Here is an 18,876-nt window from a genome sequence, read left to right as displayed (position 1 = left end):
TGTCAACCCGCCAATGGCCCAACCGCGAGGTTTTGGTACATCCCCCACAGCGCGGTTACAAAGATCGAGATCACCCCGATAATCTGCACATAAAGCCGATGCCGTGTGAGCCTGCTGCACAGGGCTTCACCGGTCGCGGATTCGAGGTAGATCAGCCGCGCCGTAGACAGCGACAGCAGCCACACGATCGACATGGGCAGCCCCAGCAGGAAAAGCGCCTGCGCCAATTCCACACCGTAAAAGACCCCCAAAACCGCCAGTGACGTCAGCAAAAAACACCCAAGCCCCAGCAACCACAGCCCCGACACCTGCCCAATAAACAACAACCGGTTGATGTTGATACGGGCTATATCCTCAAGGTCTTGCGTCGATTGGCCCCCGTATCGGCGCGCGCGCACCACCATATCATAGGGCACACCCAGCACCCAATGGCTGGCCGTCGACCACAACACCGCCAGCGCGATCCAGAACCACAGGTTCGAAAACGACCGCAGATCAATCAATTCAAAGACGTTCTGATAAAAACTCAAAGGGCTGGCTTTTGCTGGTTGTTTTCCCCCTCTTAGCGATATGGGGCGGTAATTCATACCCTTGGCAGGGTTAAAAATTCGTGCCACTCAGGGTGTGTCACAAAAACCGGACAGATCTGCATGCGCCCCACCCAAAGCTCCTTTCCTGCGACCCGTTTTCGCCGCGCCCGTCAAAGCCCCGCGATCCGGGCATTGACCCGGCAAAACAACCTTGAGGTCTCCGATATCATTTGGCCGGTGTTTGTGCGGGCGGGTGAAGGGATCGAAGAGCCTATTCCCTCGATGCCGGGGGTGTTTCGCCGGTCCGTCGACAAGATCGTTGAGGCCGCGCGCGAAGCCGCGGATCTGGGCATCCCCGCGATCTGTATTTTCCCCTACACCGGTCTCGAAGAGCGCACCGAAGATTGCGCCGGGGCCTGGGACCCCAACAACCATGCCAACCGCGCGATCCGGGCGATCAAAAAGGCGGTGCCCGAGATCGCCGTGATGACGGATGTGGCGCTGGACACCTATAACATCAACGGTCACGACGGCTTTGTTGTGGACGGCGAGATCATCAATGACGCCACCGTCGAGGCGTTGGTCAAGATGACCTTGGCGCAGGCCGACGCGGGCGCAGATATCATTGGCCCGTCTGATATGATGGATGGCCGCATTGGCGCGATGCGCAGCGCGCTAGAGACCGCAGGCCATCAAAACGTGATGATCCTAAGTTATGCGGCCAAATACGCATCGGCGTTTTATGGGCCGTTCCGGGACGCGGTGGGCGCGTCAGGGGCGCTGACGGGGGACAAGAAAACCTACCAAATGGACCCGGGCAATTCCGACGAAGCCTTGCGCCTGATTGAACGCGACCTGCGCGAGGGGGCCGATATGGTCATGGTCAAGCCGGGCCTGCCCTATCTGGATATTTGCCGCAGGGTCAAAGACGGGTTTGGCGCGCCGACCTATGCCTATCAGGTCTCGGGCGAATACAGCATGATACAGGCCGCTGCAGGCCACGGGTGGATCGACGGAGACGCCGCCATGATCGAAAGCCTGATGGCGTTCAAACGTGCGGGTTGTGACGGAATTTTAACCTATTTTGCCCCGGCTGCCGCGCGGATTTTAAACGCACAGCGGTAAGCCGCGCAGTCACCCAGCTTTGGGGTGACACGGCCTGTTGATCGGCGTATGTTCGCGCATAAGTCGGGAAAACCGACATCTGAGCAACATTTTACAGGCGGATACCATGAAACCTATCTCGATTACGCGCCGGGGCTTTACCCTAGGTGCTTTGGCTGGCGCGTCGGTGACGGCGGCCTGTGGCAACGGCATCGGTTCAAGCGGCGCAAGCCAAATTGACGCGCGCGTCGATGCCACCCTGGCCGAGATGTACAGACGCTACCCCACGACGGTGAATGTGGCCGCGAAATCCAACGGTATTTTGGTGATGCCACTGGTGACCAAGGCAGGCTTTGGCTTTGGCGGTGCATATGGGCGCGGCGCGTTGCGGGTCAACGATGCGACCGTGGACTATTATTCCACCACACAGCTGACGGGCGGGTTGCAGATCGGTGCCCAGCAATACGCACATGTGTTGTTTTTCCTGACGCAAGAGGCGCTGACAGATTTCCGCCGGTCGCCCGGTTGGGCCTTGGGTGGCGATGTGGAATACGTCATTTCCGATCAGGGCGATGGCCTCAAAGCCGACAGCACAACGGCATTGTCGCCGGTTCAGGCGGCGGTGTTCGGGCGTGCAGGTCTGTTGATCGGGGCCACGCTGCAAGGCACCAAATACAGCCGCATCATTCCCTGATCGCAAAAGCCCCGCAACGCTGCGGGGCTTTCCGATTGCGTCTCAGAGAGCCTGCAACCGTTTGAACAGGCTAGAGGTGTCCCAGCGGCCACCCCCCATTTTCTGCACATCTTTATAGAACTGATCAACCAGCGCCGTGACCGGCAGGCTGGCCCCGGTTTCATCTGCGGTCGACAGGCAGATCCCCAGATCCTTGCGCATCCAATCCGTGGCAAAGCCATGATCGAATTTGTCATCCAGCATGGTTTCAAACCGGTTGTTCATCTGCCAACTGCCCGCAGCGCCTTGGCTGATGACTTCAACGACCGCGCGCCCGTCCAGGCCCGCCTTATCGGCAAAATGCAACGCTTCGCTGAGGCCCTGAACCAACCCGGCAATGGCGATCTGATTGCACATCTTGGTCATTTGACCTGCGCCACTGTCGCCTAGCCGGCGGCAAATCTTGGAATAGATCTCCATGATGGGCAGCGCGCGGTTGTAGGCACCTTCGTCGCCACCACACATGATCGACAGGGCGGCGTTTTCCGCACCCGCCTGCCCGCCCGAGATCGGCGCATCGACAAAGCTGACCTGGCTGTCATTCGCCGCCGCGTATAATTCACGCGTCACAGCGGCCGACACGGTTGTGTGGTCAACAAACACCGCGCCCGACCGCATCCCCGCAAAGGCACCGTCGTCGCCCAAACACACAGACCGCAGGTCATCATCGTTGCCAACGCAAGACATCACAAAATCGGCATCCTGCGCGGCCTCGCGCGGGGTCTTGGCCATGGCACCACCATGCGCACTGGCCCAGTCTTCGGCCTTTGACACGGTGCGGTTGTAGACAGTCACATGATGGCCAGCTTTTTGCAAATGCCCCGCCATTGGGGCCCCCATTACGCCCAGTCCTAGAAAAGCCAGTTTGGCCATGTGATTATCCTTCCCTTATTACGTGTTGCTTTACACTCCTGACCTACCTAACAGTCAGGGCGCTAGGGTCAACAAATCGACCCCGATTAGACAAGAGGCATGCATGGCGTTGATCTTTAAATGGTTAATGCGGCTGACGGCCACAGCGGTGGTTTTGGTCGTGCTGGGGATTGGCATGGTCTATTATCTGGCCTCGCGATCCCTGCCGACCTACGACAAAACGTTAACGCTGCCGTATCTGACCGACGAGGTCGAGATCATACGCGACAACGCCAACGTGCCGCATATCTTTGCGCAAAACGACCAAGACGCGTTTTATGCACTGGGCTATGCGCACGCGCAGGACAGGCTGTGGCAAATGACCATGCTGCGCCGGACGGCACAGGGGCGCCTGTCAGAGGTGTTTGGCCAAGCCACCGTGACCATCGATACCCTGATGCGGCGGCTTGATTTATACACCCGCGCCGTTGCGTCCGTTGAGGCGCAGGACCCCCACACCATGCAAGTGCTGCGCGCCTATGCCACCGGCGTAAACGCCCGGCTGGACGAGATCAACGACCGTGCGTTGGGCCGTGGTGCCCCCGAGATGTTTTTGTTCAATGCGCCGGTGTCTGCCTGGCGGCCTGCCGATTCGTTGGCGATTATCAAATTGATGGGGCTGCAACTGGCCGGACAGCTCGATACCGAAGTGCTGCGTGCGCGCATGTCACTGGCCCTGCCCGACCCCGCGCGCCTACGTGATATCTTGCCTGACGCGCCGGGCGCCGGTGTCGCGGCCCTGCCCGAATACGCCAGCTTGGTGCCGGGCGTGTCGCGTTTTGCCGAAACAACGCCCATGTCCGACCACCCGCTGTCGCCCTTTAACCGGCGCAATCTGGCGGGCGCATCCAATGCATGGGCCGCAGCCCCCACGCGATCTGCGTCTGGGGGGACATTGCTGGCCAATGACCCACATCTGAAATTCACCGCCCCCGCCGTATGGTATCTGGCGCGGCTGAACCTGCAATCGGGCGGCGTGATCGGCGCCACCATCCCCGGTATGCCGTTGGTTTTAAGTGGCCGCAGTGACGATTTGGGGTGGGGTTTGACCTACGCCTATTTGGACGACCAAGACGCCTACATAGAAGAACTCAACCCCGCCAACCCCGAAGAATACCGCACGCCGCAGGGGTTCAAACCGTTCCAGACCCGGTCGTCGATCATCCAGATCAAGGACGCGGCCCCCATCACCATTACCCTGCGCTGGACAGACAATGGCCCCGTTTTGCCGGGCAGCCATTACAATTTGGCCAGCATCACGCCGCCGGGCCATGTGGCCTCTGTGGCCTGGACGGTCCTCAGCCCAAATGACACCTCAATGATGGCAGCCCTCAAGCTGATGGAGGCCAAATCCATCCGTGAAGGCATCGCAAGCGCTGCTGGGTTCCTTGCGCCCGCGATGAACCTCACGTTGGTCGATCGCAAAGGTATCGCGATGAAACTGATCGGTGCGATGCCGCGGCGCGACGCCAACCACCAAAGCCAAGGGCGGCTACCCAGTCCGGGGTGGATCGCCGCCAACCGGTGGCAGGGGCGGCTGCCATATCGGTCAAACCCCGAATTCATCGCGCCCAATGGTGGGATCCTTGGCAACACCAACAACAAAACCGTAGACCGCCCCTTTCCCAATCACGTGTCCTTTGATTGGGGCGACACGCAACGCATCCAACGCTGGCAACGGCTGATGCAGGCGCGCGAAGTCCACACCCGTGACAGCTTTATCGAGGCGCAGCTCGACACGGTTAGTTTTACCGCCCGGTCGCTGCTACCACTGATCGGCGCAGAGCTGTGGTTTACCGGTGAGGCCGCCGCCGAAGGCACGCCCCTACGGCAACGCCAACGCGCACTGGCGCTGCTGGCCGATTGGTCGGGCGAAATGAACGAACACATGCCAGAGCCTCTGATCTACGCCACGTGGTTGCGCCGTTTGCAGGCGCGGATGGTGCGCGATGAACTGGGCCCACTGGCAAGCGAACTGACCCACGTGGAGCCCTTGTTTATCGAACGTGCGTTTCGCAATGTCGACGGGGCTGCAGTGTGGTGCGACGTGATCCAATCTGCCCCGGTCGAAACCTGCGCCGATATGGCGCGTCTCGCGCTGGATGACGCCCTGCTGTGGATCGAAGAAACCTGGGGCCCTGCGCTGGAAACCCTGCGCTGGGGCGATGCGCATCAGGCCACCCACGACCACCCTGTTCTGGGTGAGGTGCCGTTGTTGCGGTTTTTCGTGAACATCCGCCAATCCACCAACGGCGGTGACAATACGTTGCAGCGCGGCGTCACCAAAGGCACCGGACCCAACCCGTTTGAGAACTCACACGGGGCGGCCTACCGCGGGGTCTATGATTTTGCCGACCCCGACAGTTCGGTCTTTATTACATCGACGGGCCAATCGGGCCATTTTCTATCGCGGCACTATGACGATCTGGCACAGCTGTGGCGGCGGGGCGAATACATCCCCATGTCGCTGGACGAAGGCTTGGCGCGCGCGGCGTCGGCAGGTGTGACGTTGTTGCGCCCAGAAAGGTAAGGGGATGGGCAATGTCGTGTTATTCCACAAGCCGTTTGGTGTGCTGTCACAGTTCACCGACAAAGGCACCGAAGGGTCCCCGCGCCCAACGTTGTCGCAGTACATTGATGTGCCGGGTGTGTACCCTGCCGGACGTCTGGACAAAGACAGCGAAGGGTTGATGGTGCTGACCGATGACGGTGGCCTGCAAGCGCGCATCGCGAACCCCAAACATAAAATGGCCAAAACCTATCTGGTGCAGGTCGAAGGCACCCCGGATGAGACCGCACTGGCCCGGCTGCGCGCCGGGGTTGACCTAAAAGACGGGCCCACCAAACCCGCACAGATCAGCGCCATTGATGCGCCAGACCCATTGTGGCCGCGCGACCCGCCTGTGCGGTTTCGCAAGTCGGTGCCGGATGCGTGGCTCAAGATCACCATTCGCGAAGGCCGCAACCGGCAGGTGCGCCGGATGACCGCGCATGTGGGGCTGCCGTGTCTGCGGTTGATCCGGGTGCAAATCGGCGAATGGCAGCTAAATGCGCTGGCACCCGGCGCGTGGCGGTATGCCAGCTACACGGGGCTTTAGAACTGGCTACAGACGTACGTAGCGGCCTTCTTGTTGCGCCGTCCAACGCACGACAATGTCGAACCCATCTTCGGTTTGCGTCTCTGTGGTGACCAGATCCTGATCAAACAGCCACGCCCGTTTCTTGCCTTCCGAAAACGTCAGATGCAGGCGGGTTTCGCGCTTGGTTCCTTGGATTTCGCCGGTGACCGCGCCCAGCAGGGCATCGATCCCTTCGCCGGTAAGCGCCGAGATCGCAAAGACGTTGTCGTCTCTGTCGGCGCGCGCGCGCATGGCGTCGGCGGCCTCCTCTGACATCAGATCCAGCTTGTTCCAAATCTCATAGCTGGGCCGGTCCTCGGGCACCCCAAGCGACGCCATGATTTCGCGCACATCTTCGGATTGCTCTTCGGTTTCGGGGTGCGAAATATCGCGCACATGGCAGATCACATCAGCGGCCAAAACCTCTTCGAGCGTAGCGCGAAAGGACGCGACCAGTTCGGTCGGCAGATCAGAGATAAACCCCACCGTGTCAGATAGGATCACCTCGGGGCCGTCAGGCAATTGCACGCGCCGCATCGTTGGATCGAGCGTGGCAAAGAGCATATCTTTGGCCATCACATCCGCACCCGTCAGCCGGTTAAACAACGTCGATTTACCCGCGTTGGTATAGCCCACAAGCGCGACAATCGGATAAGGTACCTTGGCACGCGCCGCACGGTGAAGCGCACGTGTTTTCACCACCTTGTCCAACTGGCGCCGCAACCGCACGAGCTGTTCGTCAATGGCACGACGGTCCGCTTCAATCTGGGTTTCCCCCGGACCGCCCACAAACCCCAAACCACCGCGTTGACGTTCAAGGTGGGTCCAGGCGCGCACCAAACGTGTGCGTTGGTAGCTAAGGGCTGCCATTTCAACCTGCAAAACACCTTCGCGGGTGGCGGCACGATCGCTAAAGATCTCTAGGATAAGCCCGGTGCGATCCAGCACTTTGACCCCCCAGGCTTTTTCCAGGTTGCGTTGCTGTACGGGGCTGACAGGGCCGTCGACCAGCACCAATTCGATATCGCGCTCTTCCAGCGCATCGTGGAGTTCGTCGATCTTGCCGGTGCCGAACAGCATACCTGCACGCACGGTTTTGAGCGGCACGATATCACCGCCCACGACCTCAAGCTCGGGCAATGCCCGCGCAAGTGATATGGCCTCGGCCAACCCATGGTCGGCAAGACGGCGGTTCGGATCTGATTTTATGTCGGGATGCAAAACCCACGCGCGGGTAACCCGTGACGCGGCATCATTCTCGACTTGAAATGGCGGTTTGCTCAAGAAGCGTCTTCGCCCTCATATAAGCTGATCGGTTGGCTCGGCATGATCGTAGAAATCGCGTGCTTATAGACCAGTTGGGATTGACCATCCCGACGCAGCAGCACACAAAAATTGTCAAACCAGGTGATGACGCCTTGCAGCTTCACACCGTTGATCAGGAAGATCGTCACAGGAACTTTTGTCTTGCGAACATGGTTCAGGAACGCATCCTGAAGGTTCTGTCTGTCCGACGCCATTTTAGCACTCGCCTTTGTTCTTGTCACAGCCCGCAGATCGGGCTGGCCCCTCATGTCTTAACTATGAAGCGCCCGTTCAGGAGATTCCACCCCAAAAAACAGTCCGTTACGGACCTAAAGGTGCAATTCCGGCTAGGAACGCCACAAGTCGGGGGTAAATAATGCGATAATGGCCAAGGTTTCAAGCCGCCCTAACACCATTGCTGCGCAAAATACCGCCTTCGCAGGGGCGCTGAGTTCCCCCAGCATAATCGGTGCGTCCGTCGCAATTGACGTCAGCGGCCCCGTCGTGGACAGGCCCGCGACGCTCAACACCAAGGCGTCCTCAAACGAAACCCCCAGCAGCGCCAACATCATGGTCAGCAAGGCCAAGGTCAGCGCAAAGAGCATAAAGAAGATCCACGCAATGAACGCCCCGTTGCTTTGCAACCGCCGTGCATCCCGCCCCGCGCGGCTGACCGACGACGGATGCACCAGACGTTCAAGTTCTCGCAACCCATTGAGATATAGCGCAAACACACGCAGTAACTTAACGCCGCCCGCCGTCGTGGCGACACCGCCGCCCATCAATGCAAGCCCCATCAGGATCAGCCCGGGCGTCTGCAGCCCCGACCACGCCTGCGTTTGCCCCCAATGCTCGCTGACGAACCCTGTGGTCGTCAGAAACGACATGACCGTGAAAACAGAACCCCACAACGCGTGTGCGGCCTCTAACATGTTGTTTTCTGCCGCCACATCCAATGCGCCCAACCAGTGGCGCACGAACAAAATCGCTGGCACAGCGATGACGAGTGCGATGCCCAATCGGAACTCAGGGTCGGTGCGCAACCCGCCTTGGGTCGCGGTGATCGTGTCGGACGAAAACGTCAACCGCGACAGCGCAAAGAACATGAACAACAGGCCTAACGCCTCGCCAGTGATCCCTGACCCGCTAAATTCGACGCCCCCCACCGGAGATATGCCCGATGTGGCCATAATCGACATGGCATGGCACAGCGCCACCAGCGACACATCGCCGCTGATGATCAAAAGCACCCACAACAGCAACGTCAGCCCGACATAGATCGGCAGCAGCGCACCCGTAACACGCAACAACCGATGCCGCGGATCGGCCCGCCCGATCAGGCTGGTACGCGCGTCAACCTGACCCGGTTCGGCCTGCGCCGTCACCTCAAACCCGCCCAGGTTCAGCGGCGCCAGGATCGCCGATGCGGCGATCCACATCACCGCGCCGCCCATCCAACCGACCATCGCGCGCCACAGGTGCAGCGTGGTATCGAGCCGTGCCGGGTCTTGAAATACCGTGGCCCCAGTGGTGGTCACCGAACTGACCATTTCCATGTAGGCGTTGATAAATGTCGTCGTGCCGAGCCCCTCATAAAGCGGGACCGCAAGAAACACCGGCAGGAACACAAAGGTCGAAAACAGCGACATCAGTGACCCCAATCCGCCATAACGCGGTTGCCGCCCTGCCATCGCGATGGCGATCAGCGAAAACAGCGTCAGGCCCAGAAGTGCGCAGTAGAAAAACATCCGCGCGCTGTCGATATTACGCGCCGCGCCGCCATGCACCGCCGGGATCAACATCGACACCGACGCCACCCCAAAGATCAGCAAAAACAACGGCAGATCGATCAGTTGATCCAGCGCGCTGCGGCGCTTTTTGGTATATGGCATCCGGCCCATCGGTCAGAAAAAGTCGATGGAGACCTGCATCAGCCGCTCCACCTCTGGGACATCTTCGGCCAGTGCAAAGATCGCAATGACATCGCCCTCGTCGATGCGGGTCTTGCCCAACGGGCGGATCACGTCATTGCCCTTGCGCACGGCCCCCACCAGCACGCCTTCGGGAAAATCGATCTCGTTGATGCGTTTGCCCGCAAGCGGCGAGGTCGACATGACCTCTGCCTCGATCACTTCGGCCTCGGCGTCGCCGATAGAATAAACCGCCCGCACCCGCCCGTGGCGGATATGGCGCAAGATCGAACTGACAGTCGTGGAGCGCGGGTTGATATAGGCGTCGATCCCCAAAGGCGCCATCAGCGGCACCAAGGTCGGGTCATTGATCAGCGCGATTGTATAGGGGCACCCTTCGGCCTTGGCACGCACACAGGCCAGCATGTTGGTTTTGTCGTCATCGGTGATCGCCAGCATGGCATCGGCCCGCGAAATTCCCGCTTCGGCCAGCAGCGCGGCATCTAACCCATCGCCGTTCAGCACGATCGTGCGTTCCAAGGCTTCGGCTGCTTTTTCCGCACACATACGGTTTTTCTCGATCACCTTGGCGCGCACCCGTTTGGTGCTGCCTTCCAACGCCTGCGCCACCGCAAGGCCGACGTTGCCGCCACCCACAATCACCAAACGTTCCTGTTTGGCGACCGTTTTGCCAAAAATCTCTAATGTGCGTGGGATGTCATCGACATGGGTGAACACATAGCATTCATCCCCCGCAAACAGCTGATCCCCCGCGTTGGGCGCAAACAGGGTCTTGTCACGCCGCACCCCCACCACCGTCGCCCGCAACGTCGAGAACAGATCCGTAAGTTGGCGCAAGGGGGTGTTCACCACCGGGCACGCGTCGTCGATGGTGATCCCCATCAAATGCGCCTGCCCGGTCATAAAGACCTCTGTGTCAAAGGCCGCTGGGGCAGATAGCCGTTGCAGGGCCGCCGCCGCCACTTCTTTTTCGGGGCTGATCACCACATCAATGGGCATGTGGTCGCGCCGGTAGAGATCAGAATAGATCGCATCAAGGTAGGATTTACTGCGCAGGCGGGCGATCTTGCGGTTGATCCCAAAGACCGAATGGGCGACCTGACAGGTCACCATATTGACCTCGTCGGAATAGGTCGCCGCGATCACCATTTCGGCGTCGCGCGCGCCGGCCCGCTCCAAGACATCCGGGTAGCTTGCAAAGCCCGCAATGCCCTGAACATCTAATGTGTCCGTGGCCCGGCGGACCAAATCAGGGTTGCTGTCTACAACGGTGACGTCGTTGCGTTCCCCCGACAGGTGGCGCGCAATTTGCCAACCGACCTGCCCCGCGCCACAGATAATCACTTTCATGCGCCTGAGGTCCTTCGATCCGGTTTCGCGAGCCTCTGCATGGCAGATGGCATCTGGTGGGTCAATTCAATTGTCCTTTTCGGCGTGGGCTGGCACTGTGCGCGCATGAAACTGTTGCGATCTTACGGAATATGCGGCGCGGCCTTGGCCGGTTTGATGGCCTGCGCGCCCCTATCGATCTACCACCGTGAAGGCGCCGAGGTCGCGCGTATGAACGCGGATTTGCTCACGTGTCAGGTGGATGCATTGGCGCAAGTGCCTGTGAACACACAAATAAGGCAGGACCCGCCCATCTATGTCCCCGCGCGGCGTCACTGCAACGCAGATGGTGTCTGCCACACTCGAGGTGGGTTTTTCGAACCCGGCATCCGTTACAGCGTCGACGTAAACGCCGACCTGCGCGACCAAGTCACACAGAGCTGCATGACGGCGCAGGGTTATGCCCCGGTGACCCTGCCCAACTGCCCCGGTGGGGTGGCCCGCGCAGCCCCCAAAGCCAACACCGCCGTATTGCCGCGGCTGTCAGACCGCAGCTGCGCCATCAAATACCGCGACGGCGGCTGGCAAATCGTGGATCAGGCGGGGTGAACCCAGCCCTAGACCCGTCGTGCCCCAAATGCGGTTTATTCCGCCGCATCAATGGTTTCGACCTCTTCGTCCACATGTGCGATCCGCGCGCCCGACTTGGCCGACGTCACAACACCCAGTGACTTTAGCTTGCGGTGCAGCGCAGACCGTTCCATGCCCACAAAGGTCGCTGTCCGCGAGATATTCCCACCGAAACGATTGATCTGTGTCAGCAGGTATTCGCGTTCAAACGCCTCGCGGGCCTCGCGCAGCGCAAGCGTCGCCAGCGCGCCCGACAACACCACACGGCCTTCGTCGGTGCTGTTGTCTTCGACGCCAGGCAGCTCGCGGGCCTCGATGGGGCCGTTGCCCTCGCCCAAAATCAACACCCGCTCTACGAGGTTTTTGAGTTGCCGCACATTGCCCGGCCAGATCATCGTCTGCATCAACGCCTCGGCGTCGTCGCTAAGTTTGCGCACAGCCAGCCCTTGCGTCGCGTTCATTTCGGTGACGAAATGATCCACCAACGCGGGTATATCTTCGCGGCGTTCTTCCAGCGATGGCACCGCGATCGGCACGACATTCAGACGGTGAAAGAGTTCTTCGCGGAACGTGCCCACCACGGTGGCCTGTTCCAGATCATGGTTGGTTGATGAGATCACCCGCAGATCTACGCGCACCTTGTCTGTCCCGCCAACCCGTTGGAATTGTTGGTCAACCAACACCCGCAGGATCTTGGATTGCGTGCCCATAGGCATGTCCGCAACCTCGTCGAAATAGATCACACCACCGTGCGCTTCTTCGAGAAGGCCCAGCTCCACACCGCGCTCCGGTGTCTCACGGCCAAACAAGACCTCTTCCATGCGTTCCGGTGCGACGCCTGCGCAATTCACCGTCACGAAAGGCGCAGAGGCCCGGTTCGAATTGGCGTGAATATAGCGCGCGGCAACCTCTTTGCCCGACCCGGCAGGGCCCGTCAGCATCACCCGCCCGTTGGATTTTGTCACCTTGTCCAGCTGCCCCACCAACGTGCGGAAGGCCGCAGACCCGCCGATCATCTCGGATTTGGTCACATCACGGCGGCGCAGGCTTTGGTTTTCGCGGCGCAACCGCGACGTTTCCATGGCCCGGCGGATCACCACCAAAAGCTGGTCAATGTTAAAGGGTTTTTCGATGAAATCATACGCGCCCTGCTTGATCGCAGCGACCGCAATTTCGATGTTGCCATGGCCCGAAATAATCACCACCGGCACATCGGGATTGTCACGCTTGACCGTCTTAAGAATATCGATCCCGTCCATCTGGCTGTCCTTGAGCCATATATCCAACACAATCAGCGCCGGCGCATCCGCGTTGATCGCGGCCATCGCATCGTCAGAATTGCCCGCACGCCGGGTCGCATAGCCCTCGTCTTGCAAGATATCCGAGATAAGCTCTCGGATGTCGCGTTCGTCATCTACGATGAGAATGTCGCTCATGGGTCAAAGTCCTTCTTGTGCGTCAGGTGGGGTCGTGGCGTTGGGTGTACAGGGCAGTGTAATCACCGCCATGGCACCAATTTGGGTTTGGCCGTCAAAGCACGGCGCGTCTTCAAGGGTCAGGCTACCGCCATGTTCTTCCATGATTTTCTTTACGATGGGCAGGCCTAGGCCGGTGCCCTCACTGCGCGTTGTTACGTAGGGTTCAAAGAGCCGCGCACGGTCTTCCGGCAGGCCAATCCCATTGTCGGCGATGGTGATCCGCGCCTTGTGGTCATTCGTTTTCAAGACCACCTCAATGCGTGGCACATGCCCGTCTGGCGCGCCCTTTTTCTGCAATGTTTCAATGGCTTCCCCGGCGTTTTTGATCAAGTTTGTTAACGCTTGACTAATCATCGTCGCATCCAGATCGGCCGTCACCTCCATGTTTGGCATCTGCGCGTAAATTTTAACATCGGGCTGTCCGCTTTGTTGTAAAAACACAGCATCATCAACGAGATCGTTCAGCTTTATCGGCTTTCGGTTGGGTTCTGGCATACGCGCAAACTTCGAGAACTCATCAACGATGCGCCGCAGATCATTTGTCTGCCGCACGATCACGTCTGTCATCTGTTCCAAAGAGTCGCTGTCATCGCCGACCTTGGGCGCAAATTTACGTTTGATACGTTCCGCCGACAGTTGAATAGGCGTCAGCGGGTTCTTGATTTCATGGGCGATACGGCGCGCGACGTCTCCCCACGCGGCCATTCTCTGGGCGCTGACCAAATCCGTGACATCGTCAAAGGACACAACGTATCCCTCCAGCGCGCCGTCTTGGGCCCGCCGCGTGGCCATGCGCACCAACAGGTTTTCCAACCGGCCTTTGCGGGTCACTTTGATCTCGGCCTGCGCGACTTCGTTGCGCGATTTTACCATCGCCTCGAACATGGGGCCAAATTCAGGCATCACGACCGTCAAGGCCATGAATTCCTGACCGCTACGCCAGTCCAACAACCCTCCGGCGGCGCGGTTCACAAATGTCACCCGCCCACGCGGATCCAACCCAACGACGCCCGAGGTCACCGAGCTTAGCACTGAATCAAACAGCCGCCGTCTGCGTTCAATCTGTTCAGTGTTTTCCACCAACGTCTGACGTTGCGCTTTAAGTTGCCGCGTCATCTGGTTGAAATATCGACCTAACATGGCGATTTCATCATCGCCGTCTTCTTCGCGCACCTGAACCTGAAGATCACCGGCACCGACCTGTTGCGCCGCCCCTGTTAACCGGCCGACAGGCACTGACAACCGTTCGGCAAACCACAGCCCCAACCAGATAGCGGCCAATATCAAGATGACTGCAAAGGCCAGATATAGCAGGACAAAATCGAACAACAGCCGCCCGCGTTCGCTTTCCAATTGCTGGTAAAGTCGGACAGTTTCTTGCGTTTCATCCAACAACGACAGGATCTCGCCGTCGACCTCGCGGCTGACGTATAAGAACCGGTCCACGAAAGACGACAACCGCACCATCGCCCGGAACTCGTTGTTGTCCCAATCCTCGATGACGACCACATCGCTGGTGTCAGCCTCTTGTATTTTGGCCTGGCTGGGGCGTTCAAAGTCAAACAGGTAAGATCGGTCACCGCGCGCGCGAATTTGCCCTGTTCCGTCAATAAGATACGCCTCGCGCAAACCGCGCTGGATCAGCCGCTGACGTTCGCCCAAAAGCTCGCTGTCGGACACATTTATATTGGCACGCCGCGCGTCATCCAAACTGCGCGCCAGCGCCAATGCATCCGCCGCCAGATCGATCCGCTGTTCTTCTTCGTAGGCCTCGGCCGCCGCAAGAGAACTGCCAACAACCTCGCGCACTCGGTCAGAAAACCACCCTTCCAGCCCGACATTTACGGTCAAACCCGCAAAGATCGCGACTGTCACCGTGGGGATCAGCGCCATCAACGCAAACACACCGGTCAGCCGTAGGTGCAATCGCGACCCCGCCGATTTGGCCCGCCGCGCCGCAATCAACCGCCCGACCTGCGCAAGAACCAGCGCCGCAACCACCAGAATATAGACAAGATCGGCCAGTAGGATCAGCCGCAGCCCAAGCGTGTTGCCCGTCTGCCCCAGCGGCCCAAGCACAAGATAAGTGGACAGGGCCAAGATTGGCCCCAGCACCACCAGACCCAGCGTGGCAAAGTTGCGCACGCGCCGAATACGACGCAAATGCCCAAACCGAAGCCACAGTGACCTTTCTACACGGGGTATCACCCGATGCCCTCACTTATGATGTGGCGCTTTGCACGCCGAACCGCTCTATCTGGTGGTCCTGAGCAGGAGTGTTCCTGAACGGCCACGCATTATGTGGCAGTTTTACATCAATTTGCGACGCCGTGTCACCTCTATATCGAGGTCGGTGATCTTTTTTCGCAACGTATTCCGGTTAATCCCCAGTAAATCAGCGCATTTCGCTTGATTTCCACCTGTCGCTTCGAGGGCAATTTCGATCATTGGCGCTTCGACTTCGCGCAAAATCCGCCCATAAAGCCCCGCGGGTGGCAACATATTGCCGTGCAAATCAAAATATCGTCGCAGGTGGCGTTCGACAGACGCGCCCAACTTTTCAGTATTGCCCGCAGCGCGCATCGGCTCAAGATCCGGCTGTGCGCCCAAGACTTGCTCAACCTCGTTGCCAGCGATTTCAGCCGCACGGCTGGTCAACCCAAGACGTCGGATCGCGTTTTCCAATTGGCGCACGTTGCCCGGCCACGAATAGTTCCGGAAAATGTCGTTGGCTTCGGGCGATAATTCACGGGGTGCGGCCCCGCCTGCCTCTGCTTTGGTCAGGAAATGCTCAGCAAGGACGGGGATATCATCGACACGTTCGCGCAGCGCGGGCACCTTCAACGTCGCTCCACTGAGGCGATAGTAGAGATCCTTGCGCATTTTCCCGCCTTCCATATCGGCGTTCAAATCGCTTTGGCTGGTGGCCAAAAACCGGGGCGCGTAATCACCGGGCGTGTCCATCATATGAACCAGACGGGCCTGAAGGTCGGCAGGAAGATCCGCGACCTCTTCGACCAGCAATGTGCCCCCTTTGACACGCGCCAGCAGCCGCGCAGGCCCTTCGAGATCTTGCAGATCTTCCGATGAGGCCGTGATAAACGGCAGGTTGCGCCGGTCTGAAAAGTCATGGATCGCGCGTGCAATCAGGGATTTTCCGGTGCCCGATTCTCCCCAGATCAATACTGGCAGGTCGGTGTTCATCACCCGCGCAACAACCCGGTAAAGCGCCTGCATCACAGCGGTCCGGCCCACCAATGGCAGTTCATCAGGGCGCGCTTCGGCGTCTTCCAGCGCGCGGCTGCCTTGCGGACGGGCCTCTAGGGCGCGAGCCGTGCGTTTCATCAGATCCGGCAGGTCAAAGGGTTTGGGCAAGTAATCATAGGCTTCGGCCTCGGCCGCTTTGATCGCCGTCATGATGGTGTTTTGCGCCGAAATCACGATGACCGGCAGCCCCGGCCGATCCGCCGATATTTTGGGCAGCATTTCCAACCCATTGCCATCGGGCATCATCACATCCGAGATCACAACATCGCCCTTGCCTTCGCCCACCCAACGCATGAGCGTCGTCAGGCTGGACGTGGCGTGCACCTTACAGCCCGCCCGTGTGAGCGCCTGCGTCAGAACGGTGCGAATTGTCCTATCGTCGTCGGCAACCAGTACAGTACCATCCATCTCTCAACTCTCCTGTTAAACCTGCGGCGTGGGCTTGGGCGCACGCGGCAGTGAAATACGAAATACAGTTTTACCCGGCACCGATGTGACCGAAATCCAGCCATTGTGGTCAGAAACGATCTTGCTCACCAACGCCAGACCCAACCCGGTGCCGTTGTCGCGGCCCGATACAAACGGGTCAAAGACGTCATCCTTGATCGCGTCAGGCAGGCCCGGACCGTCGTCGATGATCTCGACCTGCAGGGGCAGCGATTGGCCCGACCCATCCGCGCGGCGCAGACGGAAGGAATGTTCATAATAGCTGTGCAACCGAATGGTGCCCCCGGCTTTTCCCGCAGCTTCGGCGGCGTTTTTCAGCAGGTTCAGCACCACCTGCAACAGCTGGTCAGGGTCCCCAAAGGCCAAGGGCAACGACGGGTCGTAGTCTTCGACAATCCGCATATGCGCGCCAAACCCCAACAACGCAGACCGCCGCGCCCGGTCCAGAACGTCGTGCACATTCACCGGTTGCAGATCTGGCATCGACAGGTTGCCGAACTGTTCCACCTGCCCGAGAAGTTTCACGATACGGCGGCTTTCTTCGACGATAAGATCAGTCAATTCAAGGTCTTCCGCGCCAAGGTTCATGCTGAGCAACTGCGCGGCCCCGGTGATGCCCGCCAATGGGTTTTTGATTTCATGGGCCAGCATTTCGGCCATGCCGATCGCAGATTTGGCAGCCGATTTCACCGTATGGTTCTGGGTCATACGGCCCGCCAATTCACGCGGCGAGATCATCAAGATCATATGGCCGGGTTCGCCGATCAACGGCGCAACCTGTAGGTCAGATTGCATGGGCGCGCGCGCGCCGCTGCCCACATCCACGTCATTGACAAACAGCGGCGTGCCACTGTCACGGGCGCGCTCAAACGCGGTCTCCAATGGGTCATTCACCGCGATCTGATCCCACACCGGCATGCCCCGCACCGACTTGGACGACACGTTCAAAAACCCTTCGGCGGCGGAATTGATATCAACGATACCGTCATCAGGCCCGATGACCAATGTCGGCACGGGCAAGCTGGCCCAAATCGCGCGGTCCGACGTCACGCTGCCACCCGTTCTGGCGCGTGGCAGGCCTCGAGAATAAGGCGCAGCGTGTCGGCCACTGACGCGGCTGTCAGCACCGCACGGCGCAGATCTTGCGGTGTTTCGCAGGTGTCCATGTACCATCCTAAATGTTTGCGTGCGACCCGCAGGCCCAACGTTTCACCGTAAAACGCGATCATTGCCTCGTAGTGCTGCGCGACCATCTGCGCAAACCCTGCCCTTTGCGGAACCTGCGGCGCAGGCGTGCCAAACAGATCATGCGCAATGCGCGCCAACAGCCAGGGTTTGCCCTGCGCCCCGCGCCCTACCATGATCCCATCGGCGTGCGATTGCGCCAAAGCGGTGCGCGCGGCAGCACTATCTATAATGTCACCGTTTGCGATCACCGGAATATCGACCGCATCCTTTACCGCACGAATGGCGGCCCAATCGGCGCGGCCCTTGTAAAACTGGCACCGCGTGCGGCCGTGGATCGTGATGAGCCTGATGCCTGCAGCTTCGGCCCGTTGGGCGATATGCGCGGCGTTGAGGCTGGCATCATCCCACCCAAGGCGGGTTTTCAACGTCACGGGGATCTTCACCGCGTTCACCACCGCCTCGATCAGCGTCAACGCATGATCGGGCGTGCGCATCAGCGCCGAGCCAGAATACCCCTGCGTTACCTTTTTGGCCGGGCACCCCATGTTGATATCAATGACCTGCGCGCCCTGCCCTTCGACCATACGCGCGGCTTCGGCCATGGGGGCGGCTTCGCGCCCGGCCAATTGCACCGCTGTACCAACATGCCCCAAGCCCAATTCGGCTTTTTCACGACTGCCCGGGCGCGCGTTGAGCATATCATGGCTCGCCACCATTTCAGACACCACAAGCCCCGCCCCAAACGACGCCACCAGCGTCCGAAACGGCAGATCCGTGATTCCGGCCATCGGCGCTAACAGCACCGGCGGGCTCAGATCAAAGGGAAAGGCGGCGGGCATTATAAGTGCTTAATCCTTGTGCATTTCCTGAGCGTCTATCAATTGCGGTGTGTTTCCTCAATGT

16 protein-coding genes are annotated in these 18,876 nt (G+C 59.6%); 5 read left to right on the top strand and 11 right to left on the bottom strand.

Annotation, left to right across the window (positions count from 1 at the left end):
- Positions 1-2 precede the first annotated feature (2 nt).
- Positions 3-530 (bottom strand): component of SufBCD complex, encoded by a 528-nt coding sequence (locus tag ABJH13_RS18005; RefSeq protein WP_348407606.1) that lies wholly within the window; start codon positions 528-530, stop codon positions 3-5.
- A gap of 120 nt (positions 531-650) precedes the next feature.
- On the opposite strand from ABJH13_RS18005, the gene hemB reads away from it, so the two are divergent.
- Together hemB and ABJH13_RS17995 are read left to right on the top strand one after the other, a co-directional pair.
- Entirely contained in the window at positions 651-1,655 is a 1,005-nt protein-coding gene (gene hemB, locus ABJH13_RS18000; RefSeq protein WP_348407605.1) for a porphobilinogen synthase, read from the top strand.
- A 106-nt stretch (positions 1,656-1,761) separates the two neighbouring features.
- Positions 1,762-2,328, top strand: coding sequence for a YSC84-related protein (locus ABJH13_RS17995; protein WP_348407604.1), 567 nt, complete (start codon positions 1,762-1,764; stop codon positions 2,326-2,328).
- A 42-nt stretch (positions 2,329-2,370) separates the two neighbouring features.
- On the opposite strand, the gene ABJH13_RS17990 is transcribed toward ABJH13_RS17995, so the two are convergent.
- The gene (locus tag ABJH13_RS17990; protein WP_348407603.1) at positions 2,371-3,240 is read right to left on the bottom strand and encodes an NAD(P)-dependent oxidoreductase; all 870 of its coding nucleotides are present in this window, start codon (positions 3,238-3,240) and stop codon (positions 2,371-2,373) included.
- Positions 3,241-3,343: 103 nt separating this feature from the next.
- Between ABJH13_RS17990 and ABJH13_RS17985 the strand changes: the two genes are divergently transcribed.
- On the top strand, positions 3,344-5,809 hold the full coding sequence (locus ABJH13_RS17985) for a penicillin acylase family protein (protein WP_348407602.1): 2,466 nt from the start codon (positions 3,344-3,346) through the stop codon (positions 5,807-5,809).
- A 4-nt stretch (positions 5,810-5,813) separates the two neighbouring features.
- Positions 5,814-6,377 (top strand): pseudouridine synthase, encoded by a 564-nt coding sequence (locus ABJH13_RS17980; protein WP_348407601.1) that lies wholly within the window; start codon positions 5,814-5,816, stop codon positions 6,375-6,377.
- A 6-nt stretch (positions 6,378-6,383) separates the two neighbouring features.
- Here ABJH13_RS17980 and hflX read toward each other — a convergent pair whose 3' ends face one another.
- From hflX to trkA, 4 genes are all read right to left on the bottom strand, one after another.
- Positions 6,384-7,682 carry a GTPase HflX gene (gene hflX / locus ABJH13_RS17975; protein WP_348407600.1) on the bottom strand — a complete coding sequence of 433 codons (1,299 nt, stop codon included), beginning with the start codon at positions 7,680-7,682 and terminating at the stop codon, positions 6,384-6,386.
- Positions 7,679-7,918 (bottom strand): RNA chaperone Hfq, encoded by a 240-nt coding sequence (gene hfq / locus ABJH13_RS17970; RefSeq protein ID WP_007119530.1) that lies wholly within the window; start codon positions 7,916-7,918, stop codon positions 7,679-7,681. The genes hflX and hfq overlap by 4 nt, the downstream gene beginning before the upstream one ends.
- 132 nt (positions 7,919-8,050) lie before the next feature.
- Positions 8,051-9,595: a potassium transporter TrkG gene (locus ABJH13_RS17965; RefSeq protein ID WP_348407599.1), complete on the bottom strand. Its 1,545-nt coding sequence runs from the start codon at positions 9,593-9,595 to the stop codon at positions 8,051-8,053.
- A 12-nt stretch (positions 9,596-9,607) separates the two neighbouring features.
- A complete protein-coding gene (trkA, locus tag ABJH13_RS17960; protein WP_348407598.1) occupies positions 9,608-10,984 on the bottom strand; it encodes a Trk system potassium transporter TrkA in 1,377 nt (458 codons plus the stop codon).
- A gap of 39 nt (positions 10,985-11,023) precedes the next feature.
- On the opposite strand from trkA, the gene ABJH13_RS17955 reads away from it, so the two are divergent.
- Positions 11,024-11,572 (top strand): hypothetical protein, encoded by a 549-nt coding sequence (locus ABJH13_RS17955; RefSeq protein ID WP_348407597.1) that lies wholly within the window; start codon positions 11,024-11,026, stop codon positions 11,570-11,572.
- A gap of 35 nt (positions 11,573-11,607) precedes the next feature.
- On the opposite strand, the gene ABJH13_RS17950 is transcribed toward ABJH13_RS17955, so the two are convergent.
- From ABJH13_RS17950 to dusB, 5 genes are all read right to left on the bottom strand, one after another.
- Positions 11,608-13,029, bottom strand: coding sequence for a sigma-54 dependent transcriptional regulator (locus tag ABJH13_RS17950; protein WP_348407596.1), 1,422 nt, complete (start codon positions 13,027-13,029; stop codon positions 11,608-11,610).
- Positions 13,030-13,032: 3 nt separating this feature from the next.
- Complete coding sequence (locus ABJH13_RS17945) at positions 13,033-15,279, bottom strand: PAS domain-containing sensor histidine kinase (RefSeq protein WP_348407595.1); 2,247 nt, start codon at positions 15,277-15,279, stop codon at positions 13,033-13,035.
- A gap of 102 nt (positions 15,280-15,381) precedes the next feature.
- Positions 15,382-16,746 carry a response regulator gene (locus tag ABJH13_RS17940; RefSeq protein WP_348407594.1) on the bottom strand — a complete coding sequence of 455 codons (1,365 nt, stop codon included), beginning with the start codon at positions 16,744-16,746 and terminating at the stop codon, positions 15,382-15,384.
- Positions 16,747-16,761: 15 nt separating this feature from the next.
- Positions 16,762-17,835, bottom strand: a complete 1,074-nt coding sequence (locus ABJH13_RS17935) for an ATP-binding protein (RefSeq protein WP_348407593.1) — start codon at positions 17,833-17,835, stop codon at positions 16,762-16,764.
- Positions 17,832-18,812: a tRNA dihydrouridine synthase DusB gene (dusB, locus tag ABJH13_RS17930; RefSeq protein ID WP_348407592.1), complete on the bottom strand. Its 981-nt coding sequence runs from the start codon at positions 18,810-18,812 to the stop codon at positions 17,832-17,834. Before dusB ends, ABJH13_RS17935 begins: the two co-directional genes overlap by 4 nt.
- Between the last annotated feature and the right edge of the window lie 64 nt (positions 18,813-18,876).

The sequence above is a fragment of the Roseobacter sp. genome (assembly GCF_039970775.1).
Taxonomy (GTDB): Bacteria; Pseudomonadota; Alphaproteobacteria; order Rhodobacterales; family Rhodobacteraceae; genus Roseobacter.
The sequence above is the reverse complement of the archived record's forward strand: the minus strand, read 5'-3'. Positions and strand labels throughout refer to the sequence as shown.